Source organism: Clostridium sp. DFI.1.208 (genome assembly GCF_024463855.1).
Classification (GTDB): Bacteria; Bacillota_I; Bacilli_A; order Erysipelotrichales; family Erysipelotrichaceae; genus Clostridium_AQ.
Genome location: NZ_JANGCA010000014.1, coordinates 39807 through 57138 on the forward strand (window position 1 = coordinate 39807; position 17332 = coordinate 57138).

Annotated in this window: 13 protein-coding genes; 9 read left to right on the forward strand and 4 right to left on the reverse strand. The window is 40.0% G+C overall.

Annotated elements, in window-relative coordinates; genetic code table 11:
* Positions 1–227: 227 nt before the first annotated feature.
* The 6 genes from NE665_RS09230 to NE665_RS09255 all read left to right on the forward strand — a co-directional run bounded on the left by NE665_RS09230 (position 228) and on the right by NE665_RS09255 (position 8150).
* Entirely contained in the window at positions 228–665 is a 438-nt protein-coding gene (locus NE665_RS09230) for a PTS glucose transporter subunit IIA (protein WP_178759900.1), read from the forward strand.
* An 11-nt stretch (positions 666–676) separates the two neighbouring features.
* Positions 677–1504, forward strand: a complete 828-nt coding sequence (locus NE665_RS09235) for a PRD domain-containing protein (protein ID WP_178759901.1) — start codon at positions 677–679, stop codon at positions 1502–1504.
* A 100-nt stretch (positions 1505–1604) separates the two neighbouring features.
* Positions 1605–2954 carry a PTS transporter subunit EIIC gene (locus NE665_RS09240; RefSeq protein ID WP_178759902.1) on the forward strand — a complete coding sequence of 450 codons (1350 nt, stop codon included), beginning with the start codon at positions 1605–1607 and terminating at the stop codon, positions 2952–2954.
* Between the two features lie 47 nt (positions 2955–3001).
* Entirely contained in the window at positions 3002–4495 is a 1494-nt protein-coding gene (locus NE665_RS09245) for a family 1 glycosylhydrolase (RefSeq protein WP_178759903.1), read from the forward strand.
* A 71-nt stretch (positions 4496–4566) separates the two neighbouring features.
* Complete coding sequence (locus NE665_RS09250) at positions 4567–6027, forward strand: glycoside hydrolase family 1 protein (RefSeq protein WP_178759904.1); 1461 nt, start codon at positions 4567–4569, stop codon at positions 6025–6027.
* A 479-nt stretch (positions 6028–6506) separates the two neighbouring features.
* On the forward strand, positions 6507–8150 hold the full coding sequence (locus NE665_RS09255; RefSeq protein WP_117441905.1) for a putative manganese-dependent inorganic diphosphatase: 1644 nt from the start codon (positions 6507–6509) through the stop codon (positions 8148–8150).
* 72 nt (positions 8151–8222) lie between these two features.
* Here NE665_RS09255 and NE665_RS09260 read toward each other — a convergent pair whose 3' ends face one another.
* Complete coding sequence (locus tag NE665_RS09260; RefSeq protein ID WP_178759905.1) at positions 8223–9989, reverse strand: DUF885 domain-containing protein; 1767 nt, start codon at positions 9987–9989, stop codon at positions 8223–8225.
* Between the two features lie 192 nt (positions 9990–10181).
* On the opposite strand from NE665_RS09260, the gene NE665_RS09265 reads away from it, so the two are divergent.
* The gene (locus tag NE665_RS09265) at positions 10182–10934 is read left to right on the forward strand and encodes a DeoR/GlpR family DNA-binding transcription regulator (protein ID WP_256302533.1); all 753 of its coding nucleotides are present in this window, start codon (positions 10182–10184) and stop codon (positions 10932–10934) included.
* A gap of 133 nt (positions 10935–11067) precedes the next feature.
* Here NE665_RS09265 and NE665_RS09270 read toward each other — a convergent pair whose 3' ends face one another.
* Positions 11068–11964 (reverse strand): glycyl-radical enzyme activating protein, encoded by an 897-nt coding sequence (locus NE665_RS09270; protein WP_178759906.1) that lies wholly within the window; start codon positions 11962–11964, stop codon positions 11068–11070.
* 190 nt (positions 11965–12154) lie between these two features.
* Here NE665_RS09270 and NE665_RS09275 point away from each other — a divergent pair, with 190 nt between their 5' ends.
* Positions 12155–14563 (forward strand): glycyl radical protein, encoded by a 2409-nt coding sequence (locus tag NE665_RS09275; protein WP_178759907.1) that lies wholly within the window; start codon positions 12155–12157, stop codon positions 14561–14563.
* A 79-nt stretch (positions 14564–14642) separates the two neighbouring features.
* On the opposite strand, the gene NE665_RS09280 is transcribed toward NE665_RS09275, so the two are convergent.
* Entirely contained in the window at positions 14643–16016 is a 1374-nt protein-coding gene (locus NE665_RS09280) for an NAD(P)/FAD-dependent oxidoreductase (RefSeq protein WP_117441900.1), read from the reverse strand.
* Positions 16017–16339: 323 nt separating this feature from the next.
* Positions 16340–16492 (reverse strand): hypothetical protein, encoded by a 153-nt coding sequence (locus tag NE665_RS09285; RefSeq protein WP_178759908.1) that lies wholly within the window; start codon positions 16490–16492, stop codon positions 16340–16342.
* A 417-nt stretch (positions 16493–16909) separates the two neighbouring features.
* Between NE665_RS09285 and NE665_RS09290 the strand changes: the two genes are divergently transcribed.
* Entirely contained in the window at positions 16910–17290 is a 381-nt protein-coding gene (locus tag NE665_RS09290) for a multidrug transporter (RefSeq protein ID WP_117441899.1), read from the forward strand.
* The last annotated feature ends 42 nt before the right edge of the window (positions 17291–17332 follow it).

Sequence of the window (17332 nt, forward strand, 5' to 3'; positions counted from 1 at the left end):
TGCTATACTTTATACGTTATGTTTTCTTTCTTATCACCTATCCCACAACGTTATAAATCATTTATGTTAACGTGTGATAGTTTAGTGTAAGTAAAAAATTAAAAGCTATTGCATTAAAATTTTAATTGTGATATATTGTTAATTGATAAAGGGCTTGTTATCGAAAGAGCAACACCTGTTACATTTTTTTGTAGCAGGTGTTTTGTTTTATATGAGAGGAGAAGAACATGAAAATATTAAGCCCTGTAAATGGCTATGTAAAAGATATTGAGGAATCAAGTGACCCATCCTTTTCACAAAAAATGCTAGGTGATGGAGTATGCATTGAACCAAAAGATAAACATATCTATTCTCCCGTGAAGGGGAAGGTTGCTATGGTTTTTCCAACGAAGCACGCCTTGGGAATCAAATGTGATGATTTAGAATTTATGCTGCATTTAGGTGTAGATACAGTTGAATTACAAGGAGAAGGCTTTGAATGCTTTGTTAAAGCTGGAGATCAAATTGATTATGATACATTGCTAATTGATTATGATTATAAAAAAGTAGCTGAGAAAGGTTATGATACTGATATTATCTTCATGATTTTGAATAACGATACAAAAGAATTAAAAAAATCATTGGGATATAAATATAGGAAAGATGAAATAATATCAATTATTTAATAGGTAAATATATGAAAATAGAACAAATTATAAATAATAATGTTGTCATCACGAAGAATAAAAAAGGGAAAGAGACTGTTGTCATAGGGAAAGGTATTGGATTTAATGGCAAAAAGGGAGATCATATAGATGATAACAAAATTATAAAAACCTTTATGCTTAACGATGAAAAAGAGAAAAATAGTTTTTCTCTAATGATTGATGAAATTCCTTATGACATTATCGAATTCGGAATTGAAATATGTGACTTTATTACTTCGAGATGTTCAAAAAAAGTCAGTAAAAGGATTTTATTACCTTTAGTCGATCATCTTTCTACAACTATAGAAAGATATCGCACCGGTATATCTTTAAAAAGCGAATTATTGTGGGATATAAAATATCTTTATCAGGAAGAGTATGAGATTGCTGTAGAAGTTTGGAAGATGATGAATGAAAAATTCAACATAAAAGTTGATATCAATGAGGCGTGTTATATTACTCTGCACATTGTGAATTCGGAAATGGATTTGGATATCAAGGATGCATACAAGGCGACGGCTATTATTGATACAAGTGTAAAGATTATAGAAAAGCATTTTAAAATAAGCCTGAAAAATGAGAGCTTGGATTTTCAAAGGTTTATTACACATTTGCAGTTCTTTGCGAAGCGTATGATTCAAAATACATTATTATCAAATGATGATATGAAAATGCTGCTCTTCATGAAAGAAGAATATACGGAAGAGTATGAATGCGCTATGGTTATTAAAAATAAGATACAAGAAAAGATGAAGGTTGATATAGATGAAAGAGAATGTGTTTATCTAGCAATTCATATTTCTCGATTACTTAAGTAGTCGGGTTAATATAAAATCGGAGGTGAGAATTGTAAACGATAAATGGGGGTTACTTTATGAGGCCAAACCATTTTAATTGATTACTATTGGAGGAAATTACATGAAAAATTACAAAGAAATAGCTGAGAGTATTATTAAATTCGTCGGTGGTAAAGAGAATATTACATCGCATACGCACTGCATGACCAGACTGAGATTTGTATTAGCAGATACTGGAAAGGTTCATGAGGATGCAATCAAAGCACTACCTGAAGTTCAGGGGATTGTCAATAAGGCCGGGCAATACCAGCTGGTTATCGGGCCTGAGGTTGATAATCTTTATGATCAAATCAATTTGTTGTGTCCAATGAAGGATATTGATGAAAAAACGGTGGAGAAAGAAAGCAAGGAAGAAAAAAAGTCATTATTCAATACAGTGCTAAGCTATGTCTCCGGTTCCATCGCACCTGCCTTATCTGTTCTTATAACTGCAGGATTCACAAGTGCATTTTTAACACTGTTTGTCCAGTTTGGATGGTTAAGCAATGAATCGCCTACCTATCTGATTTTTAACCAATTGCAAAGCTTAGGCTTTACGTATTTGCCGGTAATGGTTGCTTTCGGTGCTGCAAAAAGACTGAAAACAAATGAATATTTAGCTGCATTCATTATATTGGTACTATCCAGTGAAGCAATCACAGGTGTAGAGGGCTTATCCTTGTTTGGAATTGATTTAATGACAGTAAATTATGCTTCCAATATTGTTCCGGCTCTATGTATGGTACCGATCATGGCTATTATAGATAAAAAGATAACGTGTTATATTCCTAATGAAGCCAAGGCGGCTTTCAAACCGTTTGTTTTGGGAATCTTAACATTTATCGTTACAGTTTTTGTAATAGGACCTTTAGGTGCTATTGTCGGCAATCTTTTAGGGGAATTCTGTATCTGGATATCAGGCTTCGGTGGTTTCAGTATGGGAATCTTATCAGCACTGCATCCGATTTTGGTTATGTTTGGTGTCCATACTGTTTTAACTCCTATATTCATTTCAGAAACAGCTTTATACGGCTACTCCATTTTATCCGCAAAAGCATTAGCCGGGAATTTTGCAATGGCTGGCGCGGCACTCGCTGTGGGCTTTAAAGCACGTAAATTAGAAAACAAATCATCAAGTATCACCGCTGGAGTAACTGCATTACTCTCTGTTACGGAGCCTGCTTTATATGGTACTTTATTAAGATTGAGAAAACCATTTATTGGCGCCATCATAGGTGCCGGTCTTTCTGGAATTGCATTAGGACTGTTTCATGTGAAGTGTTATGCAGGAGGACCTAGTACAGTATTTACAATGGCTTTATATATGGGCGGGGATTCCATGACAAACTTCTATCTAGCCTGTTTATGTGCAGTATTGGCAGTCGTATTTGGGTTTATCGCAACGTGGCTTATTGGTTTTGACGAAGAATAATCAGTGAAGATAGGCGACTATCTTCCTTTTAAATAAAGGAGAACAAAATGAAACAATTTCCGAAAAATTTCTTATGGGGAGGCGCAACAGCAGCCAATCAGTTTGAAGGCGGCTTTCTTCAAGGAGGAAAAGGCTGGTCTGTAAGTGATGTAGTAAAAGCAAAATTTCATGTTGATGTGAAAAATTACAAAGCACATACTGAAATTAGCAGTGAGGATATTTATGAAGCGCTGGCCCATCCGAAGGACCTGATGAACTATCCCAAGCGAGAAGCCAGTAAATTTTATTATAACTATAAAGAGGATATACGATTGCTGAAAGAGATGGGCTTTAAAGTCTATAGGATGAGCATTTCATGGTCACGTATTTTTCCGAATGGAGATGATGAATATCCCAATGAAGAAGGCCTGCAATTTTATGATAATATTTTTGATGAATGTAAAAAGTATGGAATAGAACCATTAGTTACCATGTCACATTATGAACCACCATTGCATCTGGTTTTAAAATACGATTGCTGGTATAATCGTAAAACAATTGATTTCTTTTCCAAATATGTAGAAACCATTTGCAAAAGATATAAAGAAAAGGTGAGGTATTGGATTACGTTTAATGAAGTTGATAGTATGATACGCCATCCCTACACCACAGGTGGTCTGGTGAAAGACAGATTTAAGGGGAAGAATTGGGATGAAGTGATATTTCAAGCAATGCACCATCAGTTTGTAGCAAGTGCTATTGCCACAAAGATATGTCATGAGATTATTCCTGATTCAAAAGTAGGCTGTATGCTTACAAAACTAACTTATTATCCATATACATGTAAGCCTGAAGATGTTTTGAAGACACAACTGAAAATGAGGTCGATTTATTGCTATACTGATGTGCAGGTATTTGGTGAATATCCAGCTTATCTGTTAAGCATGTTTCGCAAGCAAGGATTAAATATAAAAATGGAAGAAGGCGATCTTGAACTTATAAAAGAGAACGTGGTGGACTTTGTATCTTTTTCATATTATATGTCAAGCTGTGTGGCAGAGGATGAATCAGGCTTAAATGTAACTGCCGGAAATACTGTTCTTGCTTTGAAAAACCCATATTTGGAATCAAGTGAGTGGGGATGGCAATTAGATCCGATCGGTTTAAGAATTTCTCTGATTGATTTGTACGATCGATATAGAAAACCTTTATTTATCGTCGAAAACGGGTTAGGTGCGAAAGATGAACTGGTTATTGTGGATGGCGTAAAGACGGTAGTCGATGATTATAGAATCTCATATTACGAAGAACATTTTAAACAGATGTATAAAGCGATTTATGAAGATGGAGTAGAATTGATGGGGTATACATCCTGGGGGTGTATTGATTTAATTTCAGAATCTACAAAACAAATGAGTAAACGCTACGGATTCGTCTATGTGGATGCGGATGATTATGGGAATGGCTCATATGAAAGATATAAAAAGAAATCATTCTACTGGTATAAGCGAGTTATTAAAACAAACGGAAGTTGTTTATTTGAAGATGAAGAAAAAGCATGAAAGAGAATAAATGTTGAATACGGATAATGTAAAAATTTTTGCTCGCGCGCAGCGAGAGATTGGAGGGAATTATGAATAAGGATTTTTTATGGGGTGGAGCAACTGCTGCAAATCAATATGAAGGAGGTTATAATAAGGGAGGTCGCGGCCCTAATACCTTTGACTGTATGGGCAGTGGAAGCTTTAAAAACATAAGAAGGATATCCTGTAAAGTAGATAATAAAATCGTATGGATACCAAGAAATTCCTCTCTTCCAAATGGTGCAAAAGGCTGTATTGCAGATGGTGCTTATTACCCAAGTCATCAGGCAACAGATTTTTACAATCATTATAAAGAGGATATTGCATTATTCGCAGAGCTGGGCTTTAAATGTTACAGGATGTCGATAAGCTGGACTAGAATTTTTCCTAAAGGTGATGAAGAAAAACCAAATGAAGAAGGATTACTGTTCTATGAAAATGTATTTAAAGAATTATTAAAATATAACATTGAACCAATTGTTACTTTGAATCATTTTGATATGCCATTGTATTTAGCAAATTCGATAGAGGGCTGGAAGTCGAGAAAAACAATTGAGTATTTTGAAAAATACTGTAAAACAGTAATAAAGAAATACGCAAGCTATGTTAAGTATTGGATTACATTTAATGAAATCAATTTTATGTTTAGCTGGCATACTCTTGGAATATCAAGTATGGATGAGCAAACCCGGTATCAAGCTTTACATCATGTTTTTATAGCGAGTGCAAGAGTTGTGCAGTGGTGTCATGCGAACTATCCGCAAAAGAAAATCGGAATGATGTTTTCAATGCCGATTTCATATCCGGAGGATTGCAATCCTAAAAACGTATTAAAAACATATCAGGAGATGAATAATGAATTTTTCTTCTCCGATGTACAATGCAGGGGATATTATCCCAAATATAAATTAAATGAATTTATCAGAAAAGGAATTGTAATAAATAAAGAAAATACGGATGATACGGATTTAAAAAAAGGTGTAGTGGATTTTATTTCTATTTCTTATTATCACAGTGGTGTAGTCACAATACGTGAAAATGCTGAGACAACAGGTGGAAACCTTATACAGCTCGTTAAGAATCCATATTTAGAAGCAAGTGAGTGGGGTTGGCAAATAGATCCTTTAGGCCTTAGAATCGCATTAAATCAAATCTATGATAGATATCAAAAACCGATTTTCATTGTTGAAAATGGTTTAGGTGCTGTGGATGAAGTCGTGGATATAGATGGGGTTAAAACAGTTGAAGATGATTATAGAATTTATTATTTTAAAGAACACCTTAAGAGCCTGATGGACGCTATTGAGTATGATGGAATAGATGTTATGGGATATACTGCATGGGGATGCATTGATATCGTTTCAGGCGGGACTGGTGAGATGAAAAAAAGATATGGTTTTATTCATGTTGATATGGATGATCATGGTGTCGGTAGCTTGAAAAGAACAAAGAAGAAATCATTTGACTGGTATAAAGCAGTGATAGCATCTAACGGAGAATGTATACGGTAATTGGAAACAGTATTTTTAAGCTCTTTTATATTTATACAAAAGAAGTAAGTCTTCGTTTTCTAAATAAATTAAGGGAAATGTTCAGAGGCTCTTGCCCGCTTTAGAATACAAGTATGAAAAGCGAATAAGGAAGACGTAAATCCCAATGATTCAAAAGCTTTATTGTTCGCCTCCTACTGATTAGCAGCGGTGCATGTAATTGCTGCTATTGGTTCGTTAAGACATAGGAGGTGATATTTTACAGCACTTCATGCCTCATGTGAAAAAGGATATGATATAACGGTAGGAAAATAGGTATATAAAGTAAAATCGTCAGTTAAGCCTTCCCCTAAATTCAGGCATTTTAATTTCTTTTTCATCTATATTCATCCATAATATAAGCAGCATTGACAAAAGTGAATGATTTTCTATAGGAATTTACGCCAATCTGTTTTATAATCATAACGTCAGGGATGAATGTAATAGAAAAGGAGGAGCTTATGCTGAACAAGGAAAAGATTTATATCACCGGTCACAGGCATCCGGATACGGATTCCATCGCATCCGCCATCGCTTATGCGAAACTGAAGCAGCGTCAGGGCTTTCATGCGATTGCCTGCCGCCTTGGTCCGGTGAATGCAGAAACAGAATATTTGCTTGAACGCTTCCACATGGATTTGCCTATGCTGTTCGAGGATGCGCGCGCCACTCTGGATGAAATCGACATTGATGGCCCACTGGCAATCAGTCCGCAGACGACCATTATGGAAACACTGGAGCTGATGAGCGAACAGAACAAGCAGTCCTATGGTGTTATCAACGCACAGGGGAAACTGATGGGGATGGTTACCAAATCAGACCTTGCTACGGTTGGTTTAGGAGATACTGCTGTTGCCATTCAGCTGCTGCAGGAAACACCACCGGAATATATTGCGAAAACAGTGAGTGGGAAAATGGTGTATATGGATAAAGCATACCATTTTAACGGAAAGACAAGTGTTATCGCGATTGCCGAAACAAAGCTGAACAACTATGAATTACAGGATCGTCTTGTCATTGTAGGGAATGACTCGGAAGCACAGGAAGCAGCGATTCGCAAGGGAGCAGGAATTCTGGTCGCGGTTTGGACAGAGCATATTGAAGAGAGTGTAATTGCACTTGCGAAGGAATACCACTGTCCGATCATCCTATCCGGACATGGAACGATGAATACCTCTCGTTATCTGTTCTTTTCTCCACCGGTCAAGCTGCTTATGAAAACCGATCTCGTCAGCTTTAACAAAAATGAATTTGTTGATGAGGTAGGAAAGAAAATGCTGAAATCAAGATACCGCAGCTATCCAGTAATTGATGATGAAAACCATCTGATTGGCTATGTTTCACGCTACCACATTTTAAATCAGCATAATAAAAAAGTCATCCTGGTGGATCACAATGAATATGCACAATCTGTGAAAAGCATAGAAAAGGCTGATTTGCTGGAGGTTGTGGATCATCACCGTGTATGTGACATCTCCACAAACCGTCCAATCTCCTTCCGTAATGAAATCATCGGCAGTACGGCATCCATCATAACTTCGATATATCTGGAAAATCAGATGAGTATACCAAAGGATATTGCCGGTCTGCTGCTTGGTGCGATACTCTCTGATACACTGAAATTCAAATCGCCGACAACAACGGCTAAGGACAAAGGGCTTGCCAAAATGCTGGCAGAGGTTGCAGAGCTGGATATTGATGTATTTGCGAAAGAGATGTTCAAGGTAAGCTCCAATATCAGCAATAAGACACCGCGTGAGCTGCTGAATCAGGATATCAAAAAATTCGAGATTGACGGCAGAACGGTTATGATTTCACAGGTAATTGCTTATCAGGTAAGTGAAGCTAAGGAAATTGAAGAGACTCTGCAAAGCGAAATGGAGAAATTCGCACAGGAAAAAGGACTTGATCTTCTGGTTGTTGCATTTACCAGTATACTGGAGAATGGCTCTGTCTTCTATGCCGCAGGAGAAATCGCAGATGTAGTTGCAGAAGCGTTTCCGAACCACTTTGAAGAAGAGCATAGCTTCCAAGAGGATATATTATCCAGAAAAAATCAGATTGTACCTTTGCTTTCCCGTGCAATCATCAATTCTGTACACTGATCATCAAAAAAAGACAATCACAAGTTGGATTGTCTTTTTTTAACAGCTACGTTTCGATCAGCAGCTGATTATCTATTTTGCGCTTTCAATATAGTCCTTAACATTTTCCTCTACAACAGAAAACGGTGCTGCTCCGCTTTTCAGAATTGCTTCATGGAACTTTTTATCATTGAAATTATCCTTCAGCTCTTCCTGCGCATCCTTTTTCAGGTTGGCAAGCTGAACATATCCTACATAATAAGAGAGGAATGCTGTTGGATTTGCCTGCAGCTGGTTATAGAAATCACTGATATCTGTAACCGCAAGCCCATTTTCCTCAAGGAATTTCGCAGCGTCTTCCTTTGTCCAGCCTTCATAATGAATACCGATATCAGCAAGTGCGACCAGGCAATCCTGATAGACAACCATGTTCTGTTGCAGCTTTACAGCATCCGCAGAAACTCCGTCAAGATACTGCAATGCATACAGCTCTGTATAGGTGGCATAGCCCTCAGTATAACCAAGGAAGCTTGCCATACTGTTTCTCCATGGGTCCTTCACATTCTTGTAAGCATATGCAATCTGATACATATGTCCCGGAATTCCTTCGTGTGCAACGGTGGAGAAGGTTTCCAGTGACTGCACATCCAGTGCGTCCTCCAGCATATTCACGCGAATCTGTTTTGGTGTTGTACCATCCAGTGCAGGAATGTTGAAGTAAGCCGCAACACCGCCGGATGCAAGATCCTCACCGATGGGCTTGATTTTATAATCCAGTGCTCCTACGGATGGGAAGTCATCCTTACAATCATTTTCAAGGTCCTTCAGCATGCTTTCAAAGTCCGTATATTTGGTTTTGATTTCTCCGTTTGCATATTCATCATACAGATTCTTGTTTTTTGAAATTACAGACTGTACTGCAAGCAGAGATGATCTTGACATACTATTCAATTCTTTTTTGATATCCTCGATCGATTTGTCTGTACCTGTAGCCTGCTTGAACAGAAGCTCATAGTATTCTTTTCCATTCTTCATATGGCTAAGTCCCATAGCATTATTTTTAGAGGAATCCAGCTCCTTCATGGTTTTAATGATATCACTGTAAGCAGGAAGGAAATACTCCTGAAAGGCTTTCTTCAGCTCTGCCTTGTACTGTCTGGTTTTTTCATCCCCAAGCTTCAGGTTATCAATACTTTCGTTCAGACCGGTAAGTACGCTGCTGTTGACATCCTCCTTAACAACCTTCTCACAATACTCTTTTACAGATTTAATATCCAGCATCAGTGTACCTTTTTCTTCTTGCTTTTTTGTGTATTCAAGAAGACTGTCCATATATGGACGTACGGATTTCATCAATGTAATAACATCCTTTACATCCTGCTCATTGCGCAAAGTCCAATCGGAGAACAGGGTTGGCAGCTGTGTGTGCATACCTGTCATGGACTCCAGCGGCATACTCATATAATCGAATTTGGAATCATTCATTTCCGTTGTGTAATCCAGCATATAGCTGTAGATATCATATGTTTCCTTCTGATCATCACGCAGGTCTTCACGGTCAAACTCCTTAAAAGCCTTTGCAGATTTCTCGTTCAGCGCTTTGTTTTCCTTCATGGTTGCTTCATTCAGCTCTTTATCGATCTGAATTTTGGTCTTGCTTATATCCACACCATAATCCTTGGGATTCTCCAGAATAATGTGCGTGTTCGGATAGCTTTGTTCCATTGCTTCCACGAATTCCTGCTTCATAAATTCATCGAACTTTTTCTGTTCTTCGCCGGTATCCTTTTTTGAGCATCCGGTGAATGAAAAAGCCATAACTGCAGATAACATCAGCAATGTTATTTTCTTTACGTTCATATTTCCTCCATTTTCTCTAGTCTCTAGGTAGCGTACACTTGTGCTACAGATATTTTATGTATCCTACTTGTTATTATATCGTCTAATCATGGATTCCACAATGAATTATCCGCTGAAACCGATTTAAGTTTGGAATGAAGTTGTCGTGTTGAGCGGTTTATGCTATCCTATTATAGAAAAGAGTTGATGATTGTGCATGAACGACAAACAAAAATACTGGAGCTTCTTTCACAATATAAAAAGATAGAGGTAACCAGATTATCAGAGCTTCTCTCTGTTTCACAGGTTACAATTCGCAAGGATCTCATGCAGCTGGAGAGCAGTGGTCTGATTCTGCGAGAGCATGGATATGCGGCATTGCATGACAGCGATGATTTGGCAAACCGGCTCGTCTATCATTATGAAATCAAACAGAGAATCGCGCAGCTGGCGGTAGAGGATGTGCAGGATGGGGAGACACTCATGATTGAGTCTGGTTCCTGCTGTGCACTGGTAGCTCTGGAAATTGCAAAAACCAAAAAAGATGTGACGGTGATTACCAATTCTGCTTTTATTGCTGCGTATATACGAAAACAGGGTTCTGTACGAATCATCCTGTTGGGTGGCGAGTATCAGCAGAGCTCACAGGTTATGGTCGGCCCGATGACGAGAAGATGCATGGAGCCGTTTTATGTGGATAAGCTGTTTATCGGTACGGATGGATTCACGAAGGAATCTGGTTTTACAGGAAATGATTATATGCGCAGTGAAACTGTACGGGATATGGCACAGCAGGCAAATCATGTGATTGTTGTTACTGAATCTCTTAAATTTTCACAGAAGGGACTTGTTCAGCTGATAGACACCGCGCAGATCCGTACGGTTGTCAGTGATGATCATATACCCGAGGAATGTGAACAGTTTCTCATGGAGCATGGTGTTGAGGTAAAAAAAGTGAAAAATTAAAAAGGAGCATATGCTCCTAAAGAGGCTCTTTTTTACGATAGGGAAGTTGTATAAAAAAGATTTCAGTTTTATTGAAGAATACAACAGATTTTAAATTCTCTTAATTTTATTTACCCAAAATCGAGTAAGAACCCTAAAAGAAACAGTCAATCCCCTGTTTATGGAAGATCTGCTGGTACTCCTTCAGGTCCTCCGGATACAGGGCTTTTTTATGCTTCATTTCATAGTTGCGATCCAGCATATCATATTTCTTCTCACCAAGCTGATGGAACGGAAGCAGCTGTACGCGTGTAATTGCAAGTGATGATAGCAATGCAGCCAGTCCTTTCGCATCCTGTAGGGAGGCATTAAACCCCGGTATGACAGGTATGCGTGGCAAAATGCAAAGCTTCCTTTGAATAGCCCAGGAAAGGTTTTGAAGAATTTGATCATTGTATACTCCCGTACCGAGATAATGCTGTTCTCTGTCATAATGCTTGATATCAAACAGCAAAAGGTCAAAGAGTGGGGCAAGCTGTTGAAATACGGCGGATGGAACATGGCCGGTTGTTTCCACCGCGATATGAATGCCTTCCTGCTTCAGCTGCAAGGCAAGTGCTTTTGTAAATTCCGGCTGTAGCAGTGCTTCACCGCCGGAAAGGGTAACGCCACCTTGGGATTCCTCATAAAATTCCCGGTCCTGAAGACAGTATGCAACAATCTTTGATACCTCTTTAAATTCTCCTTGTGCATACAGGGCTTTTGCATTACAGACAGTCGTACAGCGTAGACATCCAGTGCATAGCTGTTCATTGATACTGATTCGCTTGTCGATCAGCTGCAGGGCTTGCTGTGGACATGTCCGGATGCAGGCGCCGTCCTGTATACAGCGTGCAGCATCGTGGAAAAGCTGTACCTGAGTAAGCTGGGATTCCGGATTGGAGCACCAGCGGCAGCGTAGCGGACAGCCCTTCAGAAAAACGGTTGTACGTATACCGGGGCCATCGTGTATACTGTATTTTTGTATATTGAAAACCATGCCTTTGCACATAAAAATCAGCTCCTTTGCTTTTATCATAGCACAGGTTACGATAAAAGTGAAAAAGAAATTTCAAATGAAAGTAATAAAGGATTCAAATGAAATAAATATCTTGACATAAATGCAGGATATGCTAATATGAAAAGGAAGATATTCACAGTTACTTTCAAATGAAATAAATATGAGGTATGGAGGAAAGCTTATGGAGAACAGAGAACACTTTGGAACACTGACAGAAAGAATGCAAAGCTTTAGAGATGACCTATTAAATACGGAGGCTTCGATTGATGCTACTCGTGCAGTTCTTGCGACGCAGGCATACCGGGAGCATGCGGATAAGCCGCTGCTTGTAAAGCGTGCTTTGATGCTGAAAAACATTTTAGAAAATATGCCGATATTCATTGAGCCGCAAACGCTGCTTGCAGGAAATCAGGCAAAGAAAAACCGGGCAGCACCGATCTTCCCGGAATATGCGATGGATTGGGTACTTCGGGAGCTGGATGACTTTGCGCATCGGGATGGTGATGTGTTTCAAATTGATGAAGAAACGAAGCGAGAGCTGAAAGAGCTTGCGCCTTACTGGTATCATAATACAACACTGGATAAAGGGCTGGCGATGATACCACCGGAAAGCAAAATCTTTTATGAGCTTGGAATCATTAAGGCAGAAGGGAATATCACAAGTGGAGATGCGCATATCGCTGTTGATTATGGAATGATCATGCGAAACGGGTTGAAATATTATGAGCGAAGGACCCTGGAAGAGAAGCAGGCACTGGATATGACAAGGCCGGACAGTATTGCAAAATACCATTTCTATGAAGCGATTTTGATTGTCATTGCTGCTGTACGAAGCTTTGCACAGCGCTATGCGAAGCTTGCACGTTCACAGGCAGAAGTGGCAAAAGGTGAAAGAAAACAGGAATTAACAAGGATGGCACACATGCTGCATAAGGTTCCGTATGAGGGGGCATCCAGCTTTCATGAAGCAATTCAATCCATGTGGCTGATTCACCTGGTATTACAAATTGAGTCCAATGGTCATTCCCTTTCCTATGGACGTATGGATCAGTATCTATATCCATATCTCCAACAGGATCTGGACCAGCATGTCCTGAATGAGGGACATGCCGTCGAGCTTTTGACCAATTTGTGGCTGAAAACATATACCATCAATAAGGTAAGAAGCTGGTCGCATACGCAATTCAGTGCAGGCTCTCCCCTGTATCAGAATGTTACAGTGGGAGGGCAGCGTGAGGATGGAAGGGATGCAGTGAATCCGCTATCCTATCTCATATTGAAATCCGTAGCACAGACACGACTGCCGCAGCCTAATTTAACGGTGCGCTATCATAGAAATATATCTGCTGCTTTCATGGAAGAAGCGATTGAGGTTGTTAAACTGGGAACCGGGATGCCTGCCTTCAATTCCGATGAAGTGATTATTCCATCCTTTATCGAAAAGGGTGTAAAGGCAACGGATGCCTATAATTACTCTGCCATAGGTTGCGTGGAAACTGCGGTGCCTGGAAAATGGGGTTATCGCTGTACCGGAATGAGCTTCCTGAATTTTCCCAAAACCTTACTGATTGCTATGAATGCGGGAGTGGATCCGGCAAGCAAGAAGAAGCTGGTGAACGGTCTTACTCACTTCTGTGAAATGACCTCCTATGAGCAGCTGAAGGAAGCTTGGGATATCACCATTCGCGAATTTACAAGGCACTCAATTATTATTGAAAACTGTTGTGATCTTGTACTGGAACAGGATGTACCGGATATACTATGCAGTGCATTGACTGAGGATTGTATTGGACGGGGGAAAACTATCAAGGAAGGCGGAGCTGTCTACGACTTTATTTCGGGCCTTCAGGTGGGGATCGCCAATCTGGCAGACAGTCTGGCGGCAGTGAAAAAGCTGGTGTTTGAAGAACGTACGCTTACAGCAAAGCAGCTATGGGACGCACTGCAGGACGATTTTTCATCTTCGGAGCATGCGGCTGTTCAGCAGCAGCTCTTAAATGCTCCCAAATACGGAAATGATGATGACTATGTCGATCAGCTGATTGCGGATGCATATGAAGTCTATATTGATGAAGTAAAAAAATATCCGAATACACGCTATGGAAGAGGACCGATTGGCGGTATTCGTTATGCCGGAACATCCAGTATCTCTGCCAATGTCGGACAGGGGAAGACAACGCCGGCTACACCGGATGGACGAAATGCCGGAACACCGTTGGCAGAAGGCTGTTCCCCTGTGCATGGTATGGATAAAAACGGACCTACTGCTGTTTTTAAAACAGTGTCCAAGCTTTGGACACATGAAATTACCGGTGGGGTGCTGCTGAACCAGAAAATGACTCCGCAAATGCTGGCAAGTGAGGAAAACAAGCAAAAGCTGATTATGATGATACGCACGTTTTTCAATCGGCTGGATGGCTATCATGTACAATATAATGTGGTTTCCCGTGATACGCTGATTGATGCACAAAAGCATCCACAGAAACATCGGGATTTGATTGTCCGTGTTGCCGGGTATTCCGCCTTCTTCCACGATTTATCCAGACAGACACAGAATGATATCATTGAACGAACAGAGCAGACGCTATAGGTCGCAAAGTAGGCCTGCCTGTAATTAGAAAACAAAAAGAATCGTGATGTCCTGCAGCTGACAGGCTCACGATTCTTTGTTAATGCTTACTGCTATACAGGTGTCTTGCAACATAAACGCCGCTTGCACTTGCATGAGAGAGGGAATGGGTAACACCACTGCAGTCACCAATCACATACAGTCCTTCATGCTTGGTCTCCAGATTATGATCAATTTCAACCTCCAGATTATAGAATTTCACCTCTACACCATACAGAAGGGTATCATCATTGGCCGTACCCGGCGCTACCTTATCCAGTGCATAAATCATTTCTATGATGTCATCCATCTGACGTTTGGGAATCACCAGACTCAGATCACCCGGGGTAGCGGATAAGGTTGGTGTGACGAAGCTTTCCGCAATGCGGGAGTCCGTGCTTCTCTGTCCGCGAATCAAATCACCGAATCGCTGAACGATGACGCCGCCGCCCAGCATATTGGATAAACGTGCTATGCTTTCCCCATATTCGTTGCTGTCCTTAAACGGTTCTGTAAAGTGATTACTAACCAGCAGCGCAAAATTTGTATTCTCCGTATAACGGGAAGGGTCTTCATAGCTGTGGCCGTTCACCGTAACGATTCCATTTGTATTTTCACTGACGACTACACCACGCGGGTTCATACAGAAGGTACGAACCTTGTCCTGGAACTTCGTGGTACGGTATACAATCTTGCTTTCATACAATTCATCTGTCAGATCAGAAAAAATACTGTACGGCAGCTCTACACGGACACCGATATCGACACGGTTGCTCTTCGTGGCAATTCCCAGACTTTTACAAATGCTTCCCATCCATTTGCTTCCGCTGCGGCCTGTGGATATAATGCACTTGCTGCCGGTGAAGCTCTTATCCTTGCTGATGAGACGATAGCCGTTATCCAGCTTTTCCACTGCATCAATATGAGTATGAAAATGGATTTCGATTTTATCCTTCAGCTGATTGTACAGGTTTTCCAGTACGATATAATTCACATCAGTACCCAGATGGCGCACGCTTGCCTCCAGCAGATGCAAATCGTTCTGCATGCATTTCTTTTTCAGATGTGTATTTTCATTTGTATACAGCTTGGTACCCTGTCCACCGTTTGCCACATTGATCTCATCGACATAATTCATCAGATCGATTGCTTCTTTTCTTCCGATATGTTCATATAAGGTTCCGCCGAACTGGTTGGTGATATTATATTTTCCATCAGAAAAGGCTCCTGCTCCGCCAAACCCATTCATAATGGCACAGGTCTTGCAGTTGATGCAGGATTTAATTTTCACCCCGTCAATCGGACATTTTCTTTTCTCCAGCGGGTTTCCTGTTTCAAATAATGCAATTTTCAGATCCGGGTTCAGTTTCATCGCCTCATAGGCAGAGAAGATACCGCCGGGACCGGCCCCGACAATCAGTAAATCAAAATCCATATGTTACCTCCATCGTTATATGTATAACTTCCGGGAAATCTTGAATTTCCTATGGTATTTTATCACAGAAATAGAAAAAAGCCAGTGGTATTCATGAAAACTTTGTGAAAACGGTTACTATTTATTGCCCTATGCTGTAGATAACGCATAGAAAAGGGCAATAGCAAGTATATTACTCATGGCTTTCTTTTATATCTTATAATTTGAAACTGCTTATTGTAAGCATGAATAATTCTCCGCACATGTACTGCAAAGAGCCTTTTATTGTAGGTAGATCTGTTGAAAGGCGTTGCTCATATATGATTGCTTACATCGTGTCAGCCTTATTTAACAGCCTCCAGAGTATCACACTTCAATATCAAAGAGGATACGATATGCAGTTGGGCCTCGGTTAATGACTGCGGCCACGCTGTGCAGTCTTCCTGATATTTGGTTTCCATGAGTTTATGTAAGAGCTGTCTCTCTCCTTCCATCATACCTTCACTTTCCTTTACCTTGATTCCGTAACACGTTGCATGATGGTGTTGCGCGCATACACGGAATTTGCATCCTCACGGGAAGAGTGTACTTGAAGAATAAATCATTGCAGAAATTCAATACATTATTTGCTTTCGTATGTTCCATGACGAAAACCTCCTTCTGTAAGTTCATCATCACTTACATACTTCTATACGTTAAAAAAGTATGAAATTCCTAAATAATCCACGATTTATTGATTTTTTGCTTCCTAAAATGATTTTCAGCTTGAATTTTACAGTGCTGCTATATTGATTACTTCAATCTTAATGTATCCAACTGAAAAAGATGAGGCGATAACATAGCTTTCCTGGCTTTATACAGAAACAGGTATAATCCTGCAATAGATGCCCATACTGCAGCTATGAGGTGAAGAAATGAAACGTTATGCAATTATCGGCTGTCTGTGGTTTCTTATGGCATCTGCTATGATTCACGGGAATGCCAGAGCAGAGATTGATTATGAGATACGCTATGACAGCAATACGAAGCAGACCTATGAGCTGAAACAGAACATACAGAAAATCTATTCTGAACTGGTCAGCGGCGTACATAAGGAATCCTATATCCTGATGGTGCTACATAATAAGGAATTGTTCGCTTACCGAAAGGATCTTCAGGCTGACTGGAAGCACAATCAGCTGGTGATAACGGAGGGGGATGGGAAAGGCGATACTATAACCGGTACGCTGCGAACAGAAAGTGTGTGTGTACCGGAGGTTCAGCCACGCTCTTTATTTCAGGAAATTTTTCAATAGATATCATATAAACATCAATGGAAACGCACGATTGATGTTTTT